Raw genomic sequence first — 19,287 nt, 5'->3', positions numbered from 1 at the left:
CATCTGACTCACTTGTGCGGTATGCTGTCACGCTCACGATCAACCATGACCTCTGTTGAGGCCTGCCTTATGAAATACCTAGTAGTTCAAACCAAACAGATAGGGGATGTACTGATCTCCACCGCGCTGTGCAACAACCTCAAGCAGAATGACCCAAGCGGCGAGGTTCACTATCTGGTCATGGATTATTGCGCGGGTATGGCGCAGGGCAATCCCAATATCGATCGACTCATCATCATCGAGAAGGCCAGGCGCAACGAGTGGCGCTACATGAAGGATCTGCTGCTGGCCATTCGCCGCGAACGCTACGATGTGGTGGTCAACAGCCAGGGCCAGATGATCGGTCTGCTCAGCTGCCTCTTCTCCGGTGCCCGCCTGCGTATCGGCTTTGACTCCTTCCCTTGGCGACTCGGCCACAACCGCATCGTCCGTTTCCGCAAGGACACCGAGTTTCAGGGCAACAGCACCCTGGTCGACGACCGCTTCTCGCTGCTCAAGCCGCTCAAGCTGGCCCGCGAGGATCGCAACTACTACCTCTGGCTGAGTGAAGAAGAGAAACAACAAGGAAGGGAGGCGCTGCTGACCGCCGGCGTCGACCTGAACCGCCCGCTGATCGCCATGGGCGTCAACTCGCTAGGACACTACAAGCGCTGGCCCATCGACTGCTTCGCCAAGGTCGCCCAGTGGCTGATCGAGCAGCACAATGCCCAGATCCTGATCTACTGCGGGCCGGGGGAGGAGGAGTACAACCGCGGCCTGAAACCGCTGCTGCCCGCCGCCTTGCAAGCCAGCGTCTTCGACCACATCAAGACCCGCTCGGTACGGGAATTGGTGGGGCTGTTCGCCCACTGCCGGCTGTTTGTCGGCAATGATACCGGCCCCCGCCACATGGCACAGGCCATCGACCTGCCCCTGCTGACCATAGTGGCCCCCGGTGGCGACAAGATCATCGCCAACCCGGTCAACCACCCCCGCTATCAGGCCATCGATGTGTTCGATGCCAAGGGGCCCGGCTTCCAGCTGCCGCAGAACGCGGAGAAGGACTTCATCGACGAAGCCCTGCTGCGCGCCATCACTCCCGAGCTGGTGATTGCACGGCTGACAGCGCTGCCTGATTGGCAAGCAGCCACGCCCTGAAAGTACGCTCGAATTCGGCCAGATCGAGGGAGTTGATATCTTGCTCCCTGGTATTGGCCGAGAACAGCACTGTGGCTGACGGGGAGTTGGGGTGCCACTCCAGGAAGTTCTCGTTGCCGCCCCCTATGTCCGGGTTGTAGAGGCCAAGAATGGGCTTGTGCAGCCCGGCGGCGATGTGCACCGTCGCCGTGTCCACCGAGATCAACCCCTGACACTGCCGCAGCTGGGCAAACAGCCCGGCCAGCGAGGGCGCATCCGGTGACAGCAGCAGGCGCTCCGGTTGACTCAGGCCGGCCCGGATCCCGGCCACTTCTTCTTCCATGCCCGGCGGATAGAGCAGGCAGATGGCGCCAGAGCCAGCCGCCAGCATCTGCTCAATCATCTGGCTGATAAGCTCGGGCCGCAGACGGCGGGAGCTACCACTGCCATAAGGGTTGAAACAGAGGACCGGCGCGGCCGGCCACCAGCTGGCCAGCGCATCGGGCGGGCTCATGCTCGGGACTATGTATTGCTGGTCCGGATTGGTCACGCCGAGCCGTTGCAACAGCAGGGCAAACTTGTCGGAGAAGTGCATGCCGCTGGAGGCCTTGCCCAGCTTGAGGTTGACCGCCTGCAGGGCATCGTCCATGCCGGCGACCCAATCCGCCCTCACCTGACTGATGAAGTAGATGTCCTTCATTTTCAACATCTTGCCAAAATGCACCAGGCACTCCACCTCCCCCAGCGAATGGGCCAGCCGCTTGAGCTGGCCATAGCCCGGCCGTTTGGGCACCTCTATCACCTTGTCCATGCCGAAATGATCGCGAAACAGGGGCGCCATGGCCGCGGTCGTGACGATCCACACCTCCCGCTCCGGGCTGGCGCGCTTGATCTCGCGGGCCACCCAGGACGAGACAATGGCATCGCCCAGTTTGGCATCCCAGCGCAGCAACACTATCTTCCCCTTGCGCTCGTGCAGCGGAGCCGGCCGCTTGCGATCGAACAGCAGCTGCCCCAGCTTGCGGCGAAGAATGTCACGCTGGAGTTGCAGATCGTTGATTAATGACATGAATCCACCAGAAGGGCCGTTGAATTGGGAGAACGATGATACCAGCCTGACGCGGCTAGAGCGCCATCAGGGCATCGACCTGACGGCTGATCTCGGCCGGCGACAGGGCCGCCAGCTGATCCGTGGTCGACCTCAGCACTATGTTGCGGCCCGCCAGCGGGATGAAGGCATCGCGCCAGCGCTCGTTGTTCATCAACACCAGGGTGGGCACCCCGAAGGAAGAGGAGATATGGATGATGGAGGTATCGGTGGAGAGTACAGCACGGGCGTCACGGATCAATGTGGCGGCGTCCAAGATCGAATCTGGATAGATGCAGACAAGGTCTGGTCGTTCGATACCGACCGGTTCTTTGCTAAAGCAAAGATAGCTCAAGCCTTCCCGCACCGGCAGTCGCGCAAGGATGGCGTGTTGCAAATCAGCCGGCAGGGTATTCCCCACTTGGCTGCCAGCGAGGTTCACCACCGCATAGTCACCGAAGCGAGCCGTATCATAGCCCTGATTGCAGGGGGTCGGCAGGCTAAGTGGCACATCCACCACCCCTTCGACGATCGCCAACATACGATGAACGAAGTGGGAGGCCGGCACGGCCGCTACCTCACGCGCCTTCTGGCCAAACAGGGGTAGCAGCTTCTGCTGGTTGATGCTCTTGGAGCGCAGCGGTAGCGAGAGCAGCCTGCCCTGCGCCACCCACAGCATCTTGGCCATGGCCAGCTCGTCCGGCTCGTCAAACAGGTTGATCACCAAATCGAAATGGCGCATCCGAAGGATCCGTAACTGACCCCACCCTTCCCGATCGAGCAAGCGATCATTGAGGGTGATGGCATGGCACGCCGCAATCCCCTCGATAGCCAGCGCCAACGCCTGATTTCGAGGACTACAGAGCAGCTCGATGACAGCATCGGGATAACGTCGACGCAGCGCTTCTATGGCCGGTAGGGAGAGGACGAAGTCTCCGATAGCATCGAAACAGACCACCAATAGAGTCTTGACCGATTCCGTGGAGTGAGTCGGTGCTGGCTGCAACGTTATCAGGCGGCGGGAGAACCGAAATTTAAACCACTTCTTTATGTTCATAACCATTCAGTTCCGAAGATCACACCTGACCGCTCTTATTTGTCATCGAGATAGTCACCATAGGCTCGATCCTCTATCGTTGTAGGTAACCAGTCCACATCAAGGCAGCAGGGTTCAACACCCTCAGCAGTTAATCCATTAAGTTGAAGCCGGCCGGTCAGATAATCAGCCGGCATTCTAACCGGGTATGCATGCCGCATAAGCTTCTTGGCTCCACCAAGGCTCAAAATATATCCAGCACAAGACATAACGCCCCTCCTGGAGTGTTTACTAGGCGCGATATATCTTGCCAATCGGTATCCCTCCGGCAGACTGCGCTTCCATGGCCAACTTTTCGCCTTACCATGCCGCAGTAAGATTATATCCGCAGCACTTTTTTCACAGGCAGCCTCAACCAACTCCTTAAAACACATGTGGAGGTGAACGTCATCCTCCAAGATGAGGGCTCTTTCAATGTTTTTCTCCACCATCATTTCATATATTTTAATATGACTGATAGCACACCCTACTTCCCCCTTACTTAACTCATGACCACAGTATTCTTTGGCCTTATCAAGGTCTATCTTGTCGCTTAGTGCATCTAACGCAGAAGCGTCACGGGCATCGACTGCATCAAAGAAAGAATAGTCGAGCCCAAAGTGCTGCATCTGCCTGGACATATAATCCCGGCGTTCATGACTGCGCACCAGACTAAGAATAATGATTGGAATCATCGCCCCTCCTATTATTAATCTCTTCAGAAAAAAACAACATCACCACTGATACGAGATAAAGATACAATACATTCTGATGTTCAAAAGGAACGTCACTGAGACCACAGATAGCAAATGATAAACACAAGAAGATAATTGGTGATATAAGTCCCTTTCTTGCGACTAGATATAATGGGGAAAAAATAAACACCAATAAGAATGCAGCCCCAACACCGCCTCTTATCATCAAGTTCTGCATGTATTGGCTATGGGCATGAGTGAGAGCAGGATGTAATACTAGCGGGGATACGAGCCCCCTCTCGGCCTGTAAACGCCTTGTTTTATCGTACCCTTCAGTCCCAACACCAAACAATGGGTTATCCTGAAATGCCAACCAGGCACTCTTCCAGACAACGAGTCTTAATCCCCAAGATGTGTCATATTGGCCACTTTCAGCCTTGCTCAAGTCATAAACAGCTGAGTTTATTCTTTTTGTTATCACACTACTATTTTGGACAGCATAGAAAGACGGAAAAATAAAAACAGAAATTACAATAAAATATTTAGCAGGCTTTTTGAATGACTTTAAAATAATATAAAAAAAGACTAAAAATACGAATGACAGCCACACCCCTCTGCTTTGTGATAAATATAAACCACACAACGACATAACAATTGATATCATCGCCAATAATCTAAGGCCAATGCAGCCTCGAACCTGAAGAAAAAGAAAGAAACTAATGATAAATATAGTGACACATGCTTGTGAAAATAGTATTGCATTGGTAAACCCGTCTACTCTAGCAAGACCATGAAAACTCTGCCATATGCTGATCATTCCCAAACCAATCCCGCCGACTATCACACCGACACGAAAGGACTTTATAATGCTTTCTTCACGTGGAATGAACAGAGAAAATAATACAATATAAAATAAGGCTCTCATTACACCATACTGATCACCGTGAATAATTCTATTCACAAAAATCATTGCCGCATAAGAAATAAATACCCATAAGACCCTGCGGTCATGTAATCCTACATCCCTGTTCCCCAAGAAATAACTCACCCCCCCCATAATTGTTGAGATAACAATAAAATTAGAGAGCAGTGTTTTTCCATGTTCGAAAAAAAACAGACCACTAAAAGCAAAAAAAATAGTGAAGAGATAACACCACTTAGTCAGCCCTCTCACTTTCTCTGAATAGTTGATAACCATTATTGTTTCCTGAAGACATAGTTACCCCGGATCTTGCGCCACAGGCCAAACACATCGGTACGCGGGAAGATGGCGATGCGGCGGATCCGGAAGGGGTCCTGGTGCATGGCTCTTGGCCCACTGTTGGTGGCCACGGCAAAACGGTAGCCCGCCGCCATCGCCTGCACCTTGGCACTCTCATCCATATCCCCATAAGGGTAGGCGAACGACAGCAAAGGGTAGCCAAGCAGAGTCTCGAGTTGCCGCTTGTTCTCTTGTATTTCATGGGCTTGCTGCTCGGGAGCCAGTGCACTCAACCTGGGATGGGTCAGGGTATGGCCGCCGATCTCCACATGGCCGGAGGCCACCAGCGCCTTGAGCTGCTCGCCATTCATCAGATCCACCCGGGTGTCCGGGTTGCTCGCCTGCTCCACGTCCCAGCGGTTATACCCTTCCCCCGTGACCACGTATACCACGGCTTTGTAACCATATTTTTCCAGCAGCGGCAGCATGCGGGTCAGGTTGTCCTGATAGCCATCGTCAGCCGTGATCATCAGGTATCTCTTGCCGTATTGCAGACGATGGATGAAGCCCTTGTCCGCCAGGTCGCGAAAGGTCAGGGTCTCATAACCCAGCCACTTCATCAGGCGCAGGTGCTTCTCGAACATGGCGATCGGCATCCAGGTACCGTGCACCCCCTTCTCGCTCTCGTGCTCGATGAAGCGGTGGTACATGATGACCGGCATCTCGCGGCGCAGGGTTTCGACCACCGCATCCTGATAGATGGACTCCAGGCCGGAGACGACTCCCGCCAAGCCATACTCGGCCTGAATGCGCTGACGGATAACGTCGGAGACGCTGCCGCTGGCGAGCGCAGGGGCAATGCGGGCTTTGAGGGCGACAAAATCGATCGCCAGATCCTTGGGGCCTATGTCGCCGAAGTTGCTGGCCAGCGCCTCATCCAGATTCTGCCCAGTCACCAGGCCGATGGCCTTGGCCTCGCCGATGGCAAACGCCGGGCGACCGCACAACAGAGCCTCCATCGCTACCCGACCGGCACCGATCACCAGATCGCATTGCGCCATCAGGGCAGGGACATCCTCCACGTAACCGACGAAATCGACCCGGTCACGAAAACGCACGAAGCGCTCGGGCAGCTGGCTGCCGCTCACCACCTTCACCTGGCAGGCATCCAGATCCAGCACTTCATCCAGCAACCGGTAGCAGAGCTCCCCCTTGGGGCCGCTCAGCCGGCCTATGATGGCGATCACCGGCTTGGCGTTGTCCGGAGCCGGCACGGGCTGGAACTTGTCGGTTTCGATGCCGTTGCGCAACACCTGTACGATGGCCGGATCCACCCCCAGATTGTCGATGATCTGGCTGGCGATATCTTCGCACACCGCCACCGCCCGAAAACCGAGGGCATGAAAGGCCTTGCGCGAGGCATGCACCGGCTGGCGCCCGTGTACCGTGGTGATCATGGGGGTGCCGGTCAGCTTGCAGGCCACATAGCTGCTCCAGCCGGAGGCACGCGAGTGGGCATGCACCAACTGGATATGATGCTTCTTGATCAGGTAAACGAGGTAAAACACGTGCCAGAAGCGGCGCAGTATGCTGCGCTTGTTGAATCGCAGCTTGAATACCTGGCCCAGCGTGGGCTTGGTCAGGGTGTCCGATACGTAGAAAACCTGGTGGCCACGCCGGGTCAATTCGTTACCGACCGTGGTGGCATAGACCTCAGCTCCCGTCACTTCGAGCTGGGAGAGTGCCATCAATATATTCATGGGAGGGTATCCGAACGACGGGTGGCCAGCAGCCACCCGTCAGAGGGGGATCAAGCCCGGTTCAACCAGGCCATGTAGTCGGCCACGCCTTCGGCCACGGTCTTGAACTCGGCGTCATAGCCGACACCGCGCAGCTTGGTCATGTCCGCCTGGGTGAAGCTCTGATAGCGACCCTTGAGGTGATCCGGGAAGGGAATGTACTCGACGGCGCCCTTCTGGTGATGCTTGATCACCGCCTCGGCCACGTTCTGGAACGGCTCGGCCCGACCGGTGCCGCAGTTGAAGATGCCGGAGTGTTGCGGATTCTGCCAGAACCAGAGGTTCACCTTGCAGACGTCATCCACATAGATGAAGTCGCGCATCTGACCGCCGTTGGGGAAACCGTCGCAGCCTTCGAACAGCTTGGGATTTTCGCCCTTCTTCACCTGGGTGTTGAGGTGGAAGGCAACCGAGGCCATGGAGCCCTTGTGCTGCTCGCGCGGGCCATAGACGTTGAAGTACTTGAGGCCGACTACCTGAGAGTTGATCTCCGGCATCCAGCGGCGCACATACTGGTCGAACAGCTGCTTGGAGTAACCGTAGACGTTGAGCGGCTGCTCGAACTTGGGATCTTCGATGAAGTTGTCGTTGCGCCCGCCGTAGGTCGCGGCGGAAGAGGCGTAGATGAACGGAATTTCCCGCTCGATGCAGTAGTGGAACAGATCCTTGGAGTACTCGTAGTTGACCTCCATGATGAACTTGCCGTTCCACTCGGTGGTGGCGGAGCAGGCACCTTCGTGGAAGATCACCTCGATGCCGTCCCACTCTTCAAACTCGTCACCGGAGACGATCCGCGCCTGGAACTCATCCTTATCCATGTAATCGGCAATGGTCAGATCGACCAGATTGACGAACTTGGTGCCGTCGGTCAGATCATCGATGACCACGATGTCGGTCCGTCCTTGAGCGTTCAGCTGCTTGACCAGATTGCTGCCGATAAAGCCAGCACCGCCAGTTACTACGATCATGGAGTTTGCCTCGCGTACGTTGATGGTCACATGTGACTGCCTGTTAAAGCTGTGTATAGTGAGCCAATTTAAAATTGCCGAAAAGTTTATCACGGGCCGCAGGGGGATTCGACCTTGACGAGATCGCCCCCGGGACCCGGCAGAGGGAGCAGCGATGAAAACCAGAGACAGGATCATTCACAGCGCCACCGAGCTGTTCAACGATCAGGGTGAGCGCAACATCACCACCAACCACATTGCCGCCCACCTCGGCATCAGCCCGGGCAACCTCTATTACCACTTCCGCAATAAAGAAGACATCATCCACTCCATCTTCGACCAGTACGCCCGTCACCTGAGCGAGAGCTTCACACCGGCCCGCAGCGATGAGATCAAGCTGGAAAACCTGATGGGCTATCTGGATGCCATCTTCTATCTGATGTGGCAGTTCCGCTTTTTCTACGCCAACCTGCCGGACATTCTCAGTCGCGACGAGCCGCTGCAGCAGAAGTACCTCAAGGCCCAGGAGCAGCTACGCGCCGCCGTGGTGGCCCTGCTTAGAAGCCTGCGCGAGGGCGGCATCATAGACGTCAGCGACGAGGATCTGCCGGATCTGGGCCAGACCATCAAGATGGTGGTGACCTGCTGGATCCCGTTCCAGATCGCCCAGGCTCCCAGCACCCGCATCACCAAGCCACTGCTCTATCAGGGCGTCTTGCGGGTGCTGTTTCTGCTGCGCCCCTATGTGCAGCCGCAGGTGGCCGAACAGATCCGCCAGCTGGAGCAGCATTACCGTCAACTGGCCCAACCAGCTGGGTGAGATCTGTTTCACATTTGTTGAACATCAGCACAATAATTTGAATTCGCCGCAACAGATTGCAGTAAAATGTCGTCCTCTGTTGATACGCAGCTGAAATAGCCAATGAGGATCGAGGATGTCTAACGGATTCTATCGTCACCTGACCGAGCAGCTTGAGCAGGTCCAGGATGAAGGATTGTACAAGCAGGAACGCGTCATCACCTCGGCCCAGCAGGCCCGGATTGCGGTGGGCGGCGAGCAGGTGCTGAACTTCTGTGCCAACAACTATCTGGGGCTGGCCAACCACCCCGATCTGATCGAAGCGGCCCACCAAGGGCTGGACAGCCACGGCTTCGGCATGGCCTCGGTCCGTTTCATCTGCGGTACCCAGGATCAGCACAAGGCGCTGGAGCAGAAGCTGTCAGCCTTCCTCGGCACCGAAGACACCATCCTCTACTCTTCCTGCTTCGATGCCAACGGCGGTCTGTTCGAGACGCTGTTCGGCGCCGAAGACGCCATCATCTCCGATGCCCTCAACCACGCCTCCATCATCGATGGGGTCCGGTTATGCAAAGCCAAGCGCTATCGCTACGCCAACAATGACATGGCCGAGCTGGAAGCCCAGCTCAAGCAGGCCGATGCCGATGGTGCTCGCTTCAAGCTGATCGCCACCGACGGCGTCTTCTCCATGGATGGCGTCATCGCCGACCTCAAATCCATCTGCGATCTGGCTGACAAGTACGATGCGCTGGTGATGGTGGATGACTCCCATGCCGTCGGCTTCATCGGTGAGAACGGCCGCGGCACCCACGAATACTGTGGCGTGATGGAGCGGGTCGACATCATCACCGGCACCCTGGGCAAGGCGCTCGGCGGCGCCTCCGGCGGTTACACCTCCGGCAAGAAAGAGGTGATCGACTGGTTGCGTCAGCGCTCCCGCCCCTATCTCTTCTCCAACTCGCTGGCCCCCTCCATCGTCGCGGCCACCATCAAGGTGATCGACATGCTGGCCGACGGCCACGATCTGCGTGCCCGCCTGAAGGAGAACAGCCAGTACTTCCGCGAGCGGATGAGCGCCGCCGGTTTTACCCTGGCCGGCGCCGATCACGCCATCATCCCGGTGATGCTCGGAGACGCCAAGCTGGCAGCCGAGATGGCGAGCCGCATGCTGGCCGCCGGCATCTATGTGGTGGGCTTCTCCTTCCCGGTCGTGCCCAAGGGCCAGGCCCGCATCCGCACCCAGATGTCCGCCGCCCATACCCGCGAACAGCTGGATCAGGCCATCGATGCCTTCATTCGCATCGGCCGCGAACTCGGCATCATCTGATTTGAATCAAGGGGCCCGGCGCCCCTTTTTTCTGCGTTCATCGTGAAGGAACAACCATGAAAGCACTCTCCAAACTGCACAAAGAAGTCGGCATCTGGATGACGGACGTACCGGCCCCCGAGCTCGGCCACAACGACCTGCTCATCAAGATCCGCAAGACCGCCATCTGTGGCACCGATATCCACATCTACAACTGGGACGAATGGTCACAGAAGACCATCCCGGTGCCCATGGTGGTCGGCCACGAATACGTCGGTGAAGTCGTTGCCGTGGGCCAGGAAGTGCGCGGCTTCGCGGTCGGTGACCGGGTCTCCGGCGAAGGCCACATCACCTGTGGCCACTGCCGCAACTGCCGTGCCGGCCGCACCCACCTGTGCCGCAACACCATAGGTGTCGGCGTCAACCGCCCCGGCGCTTTTGCCGAGTACCTGGTGATCCCGGCCTTCAACGCCTTCAAGCTGCCGGACAACATCCCGGATGAGCTGGCCGCCATCTTCGATCCGTTCGGCAACGCGGTGCACACAGCCCTCTCCTTCGACCTGGTGGGTGAAGACGTGCTGATCACCGGCGCCGGCCCCATCGGCATCATGGCTGCCGCCGTCTGCCGTCATGTGGGCGCCCGTCACGTGGTGATCACCGACGTCAACGAATACCGGCTCGAGCTGGCCCGCAAGATGGGCGCCACCCGCGCCGTCAACGTGGCCAAGGAGCAGCTCTCCGACGTGATGAGCGAGCTTGGCATGACCGAGGGGTTCGACGTGGGGCTGGAGATGTCCGGCGTCCCCTCCGCCTTCCAGGACATGATCGACAAGATGAACCACGGCGGCAAAATCGCCATGCTCGGCATTCCCCCCGCCACCATGGCCATCGACTGGGGCAAGGTGATCTTCAAGGGACTGTTCATCAAGGGGATTTACGGCCGCGAGATGTTCGAGACCTGGTACAAGATGGCCAGTCTCATCCAGTCCGGGCTCGATCTCTCCCCCATCATCACCCACCGCTTCCACATCGACGACTTCCAGCAGGGCTTCGATGCCATGCGCTCCGGCCAGTCCGGCAAGGTGATCCTCAGCTGGGACAAATAAGCCTTTCAGCACGTCAATCAGATGAAACCCGGTGAAAACCGGGTTTCTTTTTTGCAGGCCGGCCTCGCCAGTTTGTGATCCGACGAAGAAACTTTGCACGCAGAGTGCTTAACACTTCACACACAAGCGTTTAAATGGCTGTAACTATTCGGTTATAATCCAGTCGTTTTCTAGGGATAATAAAAGCCTGCTGGGAGTACATGAGCGTGTTGAAAAAACTGAGCTATTTGCTGGCGGTCGGGATGACGGCCGCCAGTTTGTCCGGTGCCGTGCTGGCTGCCGATGATATGTCGCCGGAGGCCATTGCCGAGCGCATCAAGCCGGTCGGTCAGGTCTATACCGCCAAGGATCTGGAAGGGATTGCGACCGCAGGCGCAGCCCCTGCGGCGGCCGCGTCATCCGGCCCGCGCGACGGTGAAGCCGTGTTCAAGGGCGCCTGCTTCGCCTGTCACGATGCCGGCATCGCCGGCGCGCCCAAGCGCGGCGACAAGGCTGCCTGGGAGCCTCGTATCGCGCAAGGCATTGAAACACTTAAGAAACATGCCATTGCCGGCTTCGCAGGCAAGACCGGCGTCATGCCACCCAGAGGGACTTGCGCCACCTGTAGCGATGAAGAGATCGAAAACGCCATTCACTACATGATCGACAAGCTCTAAGTGATTGAAAGGGCCGCATATGCGGCCCTTTCAATCTGATGACTTCCGACTACTCTTTGAAGGGTAGATAAATCGGGAGTCACTCATGTCAGCGCAACCCACAGCACCACATTACTCGACTCCCTTGCTGGCGTTGGTTTCCGCTATTATGGATTTCCCCGCCCCCTCCGTCGCCACCGCCAAAGATTACGACACCCTGATCCAGCAGCTGAACCAGCTCTGCCCGTTGCAACATTTCGGCATGCTCGGCCTGTCGGAAGCCGGACTGCACTGGGTGTGTGAATACCAGGTCCCCGACAGCTTCAAACTGCAGCTGGGGCTGGAAGAGTCACGCATCACGGATCAACTGACCCAGCTGGACGAAGCCGAGGGTTGGTGCACCCTGCCGGTCGAGCACGGTCAAATCCAGTGGTTGCTGGCCTGCTGCCAGCCCAAGGAGCTGCCGACACTGCGCCTGTTGCTGGAGTGCCTGGCCAAACGGCTGAACGAGACCCAAGCTGGCTCCCAGCTGTCAGAGCTGGCCTCGCCGCTCATTCGCAAGGATCCGGACTGGCAGAGAAAGATCGAGAGCATCAACCGCATCATCCGGCTGGCCAACACCCTGCCCAGCCAGGCGCTCTTCTCCCAGCTCGAGGCTGTGTTGCGCCAGATGCTCGCCATTCAGGACATGCTGCTGGTACGCATCGACAGCCACCGGCTCGAGAAGATCTACCCGGAGCTACCCCACCACAGCGACGAATTCATCACCGGGCTCTGCCACAGCACCAACAACATTGAGCAGCACAAGGAGCAGCTTTACTGGTACAGCCAGCCGCTTCGTCTCCAGCAGCAGTACTTCGCCCACTTTCTCATCAGCCTGCAACAACCGCTGGAAACCGACGACCGGCTGTTTCTCGACTTTCTGCGCAGCCAGCTGACCCTGCTGCTGGAGCTGAGACGGATCCGCCAGCAGCTGCACGACATCAACTCGGAAGACTCCATCAACCAGCGGCTGCAGCAGTTGCGCCAGACCAACCTCAGGTTGCAGAAGCAGTTGAAGCAGCACCAGGAGCTGGAACGCCGGCTGCAGTTCGATGCCCTGCACGACCCGCTGACCCAGCTCCCCAACCGGGCACTGTTGATGAACCACCTCAACCACGCCATGACCCACTTTCACCGCTACAAGTCGCCCGGGTTTTCGCTGATCTTCATCGATGTGGATCACTTCAAGCAGGTCAACGACACTCTCGGCCACAGCGCCGGCGACCAGTTGCTCAAGGAGATGAGCCGCCGCCTGCAAACCTGCATCCGGCAAAACGACATGGTGGCCAGGCTGGGGGGGGACGAGTTCGTCATCTATCTGGACAGCAGCAAGACCGAGGAAGATATCAGCCCGGTGCTCAACCGCATCATCAGCCGCCTCTCCTATCCCTTCCGGCTGATGGGCAACGAACTCGGCATCACGGTGAGTCTCGGAGTGGCTAGCGTGTCGGAACAGACATCCGACATCAGCCAGCTGTTGCATCAGGCCGATCTGGCCATGTACCAGGCCAAGCGCAACGGCCGCAGCCGCATCGTCAGCTATTCGGAGGAGTGCTCGGCCCAGACCTGGGCCTCACCGGAAGAGATGCTGGCCAGAGCGCTGCGGGCAGGCCGCATCGTGCCCTATTTCCAGCCGGTGATCCGGCTCAAGGACAGCCGCCTGACCGGGCTGGAGGTCATGGCACGCTGGATCACCGAAGAGGGGGTACTCAAGGACGCATTCGACTTCATCCCGCTGGCGGAGCAGTGTGGCCTCATCCAGGAGCTGGATTACCAGATCCTGCGCCACACCTGCCAGCAGTTGAAGGAGTGGCTGCCGCTCTCCGGCCAGAGCAAGTTCAAGGTGGCCATCAACCTGTCCGGCAAGCATCTGGTCAGCCATGAACAGATCATGCAACTGGTCGAGATCATCGAATCCGAGGGGATCTCCCCCGGCTATCTGATTTTCGAATTCAACGAGCGGGAACTATCACGGCAGGATTCCGATGCCCTCACCTCACTGCACGAGCTGAGGGCCAAGGGCATCCAGATCAGCCTGGATGATTTCGGTACTGGCTTCTCTTCCCTCAATGCCCTGTTCCACTTCCCGGTGGACTACATCAAGGTGGATGACAGCTTCACCCATCGCATGCTGCAATCTCCCAAGGATCTGGCCCTCATTCGCGCCATGCGCGACATCTGCCAGGATCTGGACTTCACCCTGGTGGTGGAAGGGATAGAGAACCAGCAGCAACTGCAGAAGCTGATCGACCTGGGCTGCCTGATGGGCCAGGGGCGCTACATTTCACCGCCCATGCCGGGCGCCGACATCACCCCCCTGCTGACCCAGAGCAAATAAGCGGAGCGACTCAATCCTTCTTGAACATGGCGCGCAGATTGGCCACCGCCATCTGCCCCTTCTGCTGGCGCTCCTCCGCACTCACCTTCTTCTGGTTTTCCCACTCCAGATCATCCTGGGGCAATTCCAGCAGGAAGCGGCTCGGCTCCGGTCGCACCGACTCGCCAAACTGGCGCCGCTCCTTGCAGAGGGTGAAAGTGAGCTCGGTCTGGGCCCGGGTGATGCCCACGTAGGCGAGGCGCCGCTCCTCTTCCACGTTGTCCTCGTCGATGCTGGTCTGGTGAGGCAGCAACCCCTCCTCCATACCCACCATGTAGACATAGGGAAACTCCAGCCCCTTGGAGGCGTGCAGGGTCATCAGCTGCACCTGATCCGCCTCATCCTCCCCCTCGTTGCGCTCCATCATGTCGCGCAGAGTGAGACGGGTCACGACTTGAGCGAGCGTCATCGACTCTTCCAGTTCGTCCCCCTCCAGCATCTCGCTGATCCAGCGATAGAGGGTGGAGACGTTCTGCATCCGCATCTCGGCCGCCTTGGGGCTGGGGGAGGTCTCGTAGAGCCACTCCTCGTAGTGGATCTCCTTGATCATGTCCCGCACCGCCTCCACCGGGTTGCCGCGCAGGGCCTGATCACCGAGCCGCACCAGCCAGTTGGTGAAAGCCTGCAGGGCGGTGAGGCCACGACCGGATAGGTGCTGTTCCAGCCCCAGCTCGAAGCTGGCGGCAAACAGGCTCTTGCCGCGCTGATTGGCGTACTGGCCCAGTTTCTCGAGCGTGGTGGGACCGATCTCGCGCCGCGGCAGGTTGACCACTCGCAGGAAGGCGGTGTCCTCGTCCGGATTCACCAGCAACTTGAGGTAGGCCATGATGTCCTTGATCTCGGTGCGGGAGAAGAACGAAGTGCCCCCCGAGATGCGGTAAGGAATGCGGTTGGTCATCAGCGCCTTCTCGAAGATGCGCGACTGATGGTTGCCCCGGTAGAGGATGGCGTAATCCTTGAAGCGGGTGCGATTCATGAACTTGTGGCCCATCAGCTCGGCGGCGATGCGCTCCGCCTCGTGCTCCTCGTTCTTGGCAAACAGCACCTTGAGCTTTACCCCCTCGTCCAGCTCGGAGAAGAGCGCCTTGTCGTAGACATGGGGGTTGTTGGCGATCAGGATGTTGGCGCACTTGAGGATGCGCCGCTTGGAGCGGTAGTTCTGCTCCAGCTTGATGAGCCGCAGATTGGGGAAATCTTCGTTCAGCAGCACCAGGTTCTGCGGCTTGGCCCCACGCCAGGAGTAGATGGACTGGTCGTCGTCCCCCACCACGGTGAAGCGAGCCCGCTCGCCGACGATCTGCTTCACCAGCTCGTACTGGCTGGTGTTGGTGTCCTGGTATTCGTCGACCAGCAGATAGCGGATCTTGTTCTGCCAGCGCTCGCGCACCTCCTGGTTGCTCTTGAGCAACAGGGTCGGCATCACGATGAGGTCGTCGAAATCCAGCGCGTTGTAGGCCACCATCTGGCGGTGGTAGCGCTCGTAGAGCTGGGCCATCAGCACCTCTTCCGGCCCGCGGGCGATGCGCATGGCCCGGGCAGGCAGGATAAGGTCGTTCTTCCAGTTGGAGATCTGGCTGATGAGGGCCGAGAGCTTGTCCTTGTCGTTGTCGAGCTCTGCCTCGGTCAGCTCTTTGAGCAGCGCCAGCTGATCGGTGTCGTCGAACAGGGAGAAGTTCGCCTTGAGGTTCAGGCTCTTGTGCTCGCGGCGAATGATCTCGAGCCCTAGGGTATGGAAGGTCGAGACCATCAACCCCCGCGCCTCCTTGCGACCCAGGGTCTGGCCGACCCGTTCCTTCATCTCCCGCGCCGCCTTGTTGGTAAAGGTGACCGCCGCTATGTTGCGCGCGTTGTAGCCGCACTGCTGCACCAGATAGGCAATCTTGTTGGTGATAACGCGGGTCTTGCCCGATCCGGCACCCGCCAGCACCAGGCAAGGGCCGGAGACATACTTGACCGCTTCGTTCTGATTGGGGTTGAGCTTCATGGGCCGAATCTCTTGGCTTATGATGAGGGGCGGCATTGTAACAGAAATCACCCGGCCAGCCCCATCGAGCAATAGCTCGCCAGATGCCTTGTGTTCGGCGGCGGTTTTCAGGATCATGACCGACTTTTCGAGATGATGACCACTTTTCCAGACAGTGAGGGGAGCATGAACCAGCAACAGCACGACCGGCTGCGCAGCCAGTTTTCGGCCTTGGCGCAGGAGGTCAACGGCCACCCGCTGGTCTATCTGGACAATGCCGCCACCACCCAGAAGCCGCAAGCCGTGCTGGATGCGATCAATCACTACTATCGGGCCGACAACGCCAACGTGCACCGTGCCGCCCACGCCCTGAGCGGCCGGGCCACCCGGGCCTTCGAAGATGCCCGCGAGACTGTCGCCCGCTTTATCAATGCCCCTCGCAGCCACGAGGTGATCTGGACCCGTGGCACCACGGAGGCGATCAACCTGGTGGCCCAGAGCTGGGGAATGAGCGAGTTCAAGGCGGGAGACGAAATCATCCTCAGCACCCTGGAACACCACGCCAATATCGTCCCCTGGCAGCTGGTCTCCCAGCGCACCGGCGCCGTCATCCGGGTCGTCCCCCTCGATGAGCGGGGCGATCTCGACATAGCCGCCTATCTGGCCATGCTGGGACCACGTACCCGACTGGTGAGCGTGGCCCACGTCTCCAATGCCCTCGGTACCGTCAATCCAGTTGAGCAGATAGTGGCGGCCGCCAAGGCGGTCGGTGCCCTGACCCTGATCGACGGTGCCCAGGCAGTGGCTCACCTGGAGGTAGATGTGCAGGCCATCGGCTGCGACTTCTACGCCTTCTCCGGCCACAAGCTCTACGGCCCGACCGGTATCGGCGTGCTGTGGGGGCGCACCGAACTGCTGGAGCGGATGCCGCCCTGGCAGGCCGGCGGCGAGATGATCGACAGGGTCAGCTTCAGCGGCACTACCTTCAATAGCCTGCCCTTCAAGTTCGAGGCGGGCACGCCCCATATCGCCGGCGCCATCGGCCTGGCCGCCGCCATCGATTTTGTGATGGAGCAAGACCGGGGGTTGCTGGCCAGCCATGAAGCGGTGCTGACCGACTATCTGGTCGCCGGCCTGCGTCAGATACCTGGGCTGCGTCTGGTCGGCGAACCCGGTCAGCGTGCCGGCGCCGTCTCCTTCCTGCTAAGGGATATCCACCCGCAGGATGCCGCCACCCTGCTCGACATGCAGGGGATCGCCCTACGGGTCGGCCACCACTGCGCCATGCCGCTGATGGAATCGCTCGGTATCGGCGGCACCCTGCGAGCCTCGCTGGCCTGCTACAACAACCGGGACGATGTGGACGCCCTGCTGGCCGCCCTGCACAAACTCAGTGACTTCTTCTAAGGCAGACAACCCTATGAACAGCCTCGCAACCTATACCCGGATCGGCCTTGAGCCCGACGCCGATACCATCCGCCAGCAGTTTGCGGCGGCGAACGGCTGGGAGAACCAGTACCGCCTTATCATCCAACTCGGCAAGCTGCTACCCACCTTGCCAGCAGAGTGGCAGCAGGAAGAGAACCGCTTGAAAGGGTGCGAGAGCCAGGCCTGGCTCAAGGGAGAGGTGGGTGAGGACGGCAACTGGCATTTTGCCTGCGACTCCGACGCCCGCATCGTGCGTGGTCTTATCGTCATCGTGCTGGCGGCACTCAATCATCAGACTGCCGACGCTATCCAGGCTTTCGATATGGATACTTATTTCAGCGAGCTAGGGCTCGAGAAACACCTGAGCCCGTCGCGGGGCAACGGGCTCAGGGCAATCGTGTTGGCTATCCGGCAACAGGCCGTCTAACCCGCCTTGTTCAGTGGTCGATCAGGCCTCACCAATCGACCCTGTGTCTTCATTCCCGGCTTCTTTCTCGGCACGGGCTCCCCGTTCGGCAATCTTCTTCAATACCCGGGAGGCGGCGACCAGACCGAAGGTCGCCGTCACCGGCGTCACGGCGCCAAAGCCAGAGGCGCAATCCATCTTCATGTTGCCGTCGCTGGCCGCTTTGGCCTGACAGGTGCCACCATTACCATCCGGGTAGCTCAACTGCTCGGTTGAGAAGACACACTCCACCCCGAACTTGCGCGCCGGATTCTTGCTGAAGTTGTGTAGCCGGCGCAGGTCAGAGCGCACCTTGGCGGCCAGCGGATCCTGAATGGTCTTGGCCAGATCGGCCACGGTGATCCGGGTGGGGTCCATCTGCCCACCGGCGCCGCCCGCCACAATCACCGGGATCTTGTTGCGCTTGCAGAAGGCAATCAGCGCCACCTTGGCCTTGACCGAGTCGATGGCATCCACTACATAGTCAAACTCCCGCTTGATATGCTCGGCCAAGTTGTCGGCGGTAACGAAGTCATCCACCTCGATCACCTCGCAATCCGGGTTGATGGCACGAATGCGCTCGGCCATCACCTCCGTCTTGAGGCGACCGACCGTGCCCTGCATGGCGTGGATCTGGCGGTTGGTGTTGGTGATGCAGATGTCGTCCATGTCGATCAGGGTGATCTGGTTGATGCCGGCACGGGCCAGCGCCTCTGCCGCCCAGGAACCGACGCCGCCGATCCCGACCACGCAGACTCTCGCCTGGCTGAAGGAGCCAAGTCCACTCTGACCATAAAGACGGGCAATGCCCCCGAATCGCTGTAGATACTCTGCTTTCATACCACCACCTTGCTTGAGGGCGGCCATTATAGCGACAACCATGGGCGGCGGCGAATTTCAGATAAACATGAAACGGGATGGAACGGCGAAGTCGGGTCAGCTGAGATGGGGATAGGGGATCGTAGAGACGAAAAAAGCCCAGTCGTTAGACTGGGCTTCTTAAGTAGTGGCGGAGCGGACGGGACTCGAACCCGCGACCCCCGGCGTGACAGGCCGGTATTCTAACCGACTGAACTACCGCTCCGCATTCGGTTAGCTTTCGCTAAATCTTTTGCCGCTTCTTGATGAGGTGTCATCCTCGCAGCCGGCCATGTCTTTCACATCACCGTTTAATTGGGTGCCTGGCAGTGTCCTACTCTCGCATGGCGAATGCCACACTACCATCGGCGCTACAGCGTTTCACTTCTGAGTTCGGCATGGGGTCAG

The 19,287-nt window shown here is 58.7% G+C and carries 16 protein-coding genes and 1 tRNA gene; 8 read left to right on the top strand and 9 right to left on the bottom strand.

What is annotated here, in order from left to right; all coding sequences use genetic code 11:
- Positions 1-69: 69 nt before the first annotated feature.
- Positions 70-1,137 carry a glycosyltransferase family 9 protein gene (locus AB5Y94_RS11885; RefSeq protein WP_368205568.1) on the top strand — a complete coding sequence of 356 codons (1,068 nt, stop codon included), beginning with the start codon at positions 70-72 and terminating at the stop codon, positions 1,135-1,137.
- Here AB5Y94_RS11885 and AB5Y94_RS11880 read toward each other — a convergent pair.
- The 6 genes from AB5Y94_RS11880 to rfaD all read right to left on the bottom strand — a co-directional run bounded on the left by AB5Y94_RS11880 (position 1,073) and on the right by rfaD (position 7,941).
- A complete protein-coding gene (locus tag AB5Y94_RS11880; RefSeq protein ID WP_139398522.1) occupies positions 1,073-2,185 on the bottom strand; it encodes a glycosyltransferase family 9 protein in 1,113 nt (370 codons plus the stop codon). The genes AB5Y94_RS11885 and AB5Y94_RS11880 overlap by 65 nt on opposite strands.
- Positions 2,186-2,240: 55 nt before the next feature.
- Positions 2,241-3,044: a glycosyltransferase family 9 protein gene (locus tag AB5Y94_RS11875; protein WP_368205567.1), complete on the bottom strand. Its 804-nt coding sequence runs from the start codon at positions 3,042-3,044 to the stop codon at positions 2,241-2,243.
- Positions 3,045-3,295: 251 nt separating this feature from the next.
- A complete protein-coding gene (locus tag AB5Y94_RS11870; protein WP_368205566.1) occupies positions 3,296-3,973 on the bottom strand; it encodes a glycosyltransferase family 25 protein in 678 nt (225 codons plus the stop codon).
- Positions 3,951-5,171, bottom strand: coding sequence for an O-antigen ligase family protein (locus AB5Y94_RS11865; RefSeq protein WP_368205565.1), 1,221 nt, complete (start codon positions 5,169-5,171; stop codon positions 3,951-3,953). Before AB5Y94_RS11865 ends, AB5Y94_RS11870 begins: the two co-directional genes overlap by 23 nt.
- Positions 5,171-6,934, bottom strand: coding sequence for a polysaccharide deacetylase family protein (locus AB5Y94_RS11860; protein ID WP_368205564.1), 1,764 nt, complete (start codon positions 6,932-6,934; stop codon positions 5,171-5,173). The genes AB5Y94_RS11865 and AB5Y94_RS11860 overlap by 1 nt, the downstream gene beginning before the upstream one ends.
- A 50-nt stretch (positions 6,935-6,984) precedes the next feature.
- The gene (gene rfaD / locus AB5Y94_RS11855) at positions 6,985-7,941 is read right to left on the bottom strand and encodes an ADP-glyceromanno-heptose 6-epimerase (RefSeq protein WP_005306938.1); all 957 of its coding nucleotides are present in this window, start codon (positions 7,939-7,941) and stop codon (positions 6,985-6,987) included.
- A 154-nt stretch (positions 7,942-8,095) separates the two neighbouring features.
- Between rfaD and AB5Y94_RS11850 the strand changes: the two genes are divergently transcribed.
- From AB5Y94_RS11850 to AB5Y94_RS11830, 5 genes are all read left to right on the top strand, one after another.
- A complete protein-coding gene (locus AB5Y94_RS11850) occupies positions 8,096-8,740 on the top strand; it encodes a TetR/AcrR family transcriptional regulator (RefSeq protein ID WP_005306940.1) in 645 nt (214 codons plus the stop codon).
- Positions 8,741-8,855: 115 nt separating this feature from the next.
- Positions 8,856-10,046 (top strand): glycine C-acetyltransferase, encoded by a 1,191-nt coding sequence (locus tag AB5Y94_RS11845; protein ID WP_368205563.1) that lies wholly within the window; start codon positions 8,856-8,858, stop codon positions 10,044-10,046.
- A 56-nt stretch (positions 10,047-10,102) separates the two neighbouring features.
- On the top strand, positions 10,103-11,131 hold the full coding sequence (tdh, locus tag AB5Y94_RS11840) for an L-threonine 3-dehydrogenase (protein WP_005306946.1): 1,029 nt from the start codon (positions 10,103-10,105) through the stop codon (positions 11,129-11,131).
- A gap of 200 nt (positions 11,132-11,331) precedes the next feature.
- Positions 11,332-11,787 carry a cytochrome c5 family protein gene (locus AB5Y94_RS11835; RefSeq protein WP_017786998.1) on the top strand — a complete coding sequence of 152 codons (456 nt, stop codon included), beginning with the start codon at positions 11,332-11,334 and terminating at the stop codon, positions 11,785-11,787.
- Positions 11,788-11,872: 85 nt separating this feature from the next.
- On the top strand, positions 11,873-14,146 hold the full coding sequence (locus tag AB5Y94_RS11830; RefSeq protein WP_026141315.1) for a bifunctional diguanylate cyclase/phosphodiesterase: 2,274 nt from the start codon (positions 11,873-11,875) through the stop codon (positions 14,144-14,146).
- Positions 14,147-14,156: 10 nt separating this feature from the next.
- Here AB5Y94_RS11830 and rep read toward each other — a convergent pair whose 3' ends face one another.
- Positions 14,157-16,169: a DNA helicase Rep gene (gene rep / locus AB5Y94_RS11825; protein WP_094697622.1), complete on the bottom strand. Its 2,013-nt coding sequence runs from the start codon at positions 16,167-16,169 to the stop codon at positions 14,157-14,159.
- Between the two features lie 165 nt (positions 16,170-16,334).
- Between rep and AB5Y94_RS11820 the strand changes: the two genes are divergently transcribed.
- On the top strand, positions 16,335-17,555 hold the full coding sequence (locus AB5Y94_RS11820) for an aminotransferase class V-fold PLP-dependent enzyme (protein WP_010635670.1): 1,221 nt from the start codon (positions 16,335-16,337) through the stop codon (positions 17,553-17,555).
- 13 nt (positions 17,556-17,568) lie between these two features.
- Positions 17,569-18,003 (top strand): SufE family protein, encoded by a 435-nt coding sequence (locus tag AB5Y94_RS11815; RefSeq protein WP_010635669.1) that lies wholly within the window; start codon positions 17,569-17,571, stop codon positions 18,001-18,003.
- A 21-nt stretch (positions 18,004-18,024) separates the two neighbouring features.
- Here the strand turns inward: AB5Y94_RS11815 and tcdA are convergent, their stop codons facing one another.
- Together tcdA and AB5Y94_RS11805 are read right to left on the bottom strand one after the other, a co-directional pair.
- On the bottom strand, positions 18,025-18,861 hold the full coding sequence (gene tcdA / locus AB5Y94_RS11810) for a tRNA cyclic N6-threonylcarbamoyladenosine(37) synthase TcdA (RefSeq protein WP_017779447.1): 837 nt from the start codon (positions 18,859-18,861) through the stop codon (positions 18,025-18,027).
- A gap of 167 nt (positions 18,862-19,028) precedes the next feature.
- Positions 19,029-19,105: transfer RNA gene (locus AB5Y94_RS11805), tRNA-Asp, on the bottom strand.
- Positions 19,106-19,287: the final 182 nt, after the last annotated feature.

This window comes from Aeromonas sp. s5 (genome assembly GCF_040907865.1).
Classification (GTDB): Bacteria; Pseudomonadota; Gammaproteobacteria; order Enterobacterales; family Aeromonadaceae; genus Aeromonas; species Aeromonas dhakensis.
The sequence above is the reverse complement of the archived record's forward strand: the minus strand, read 5'-3'. Positions and strand labels throughout refer to the sequence as shown.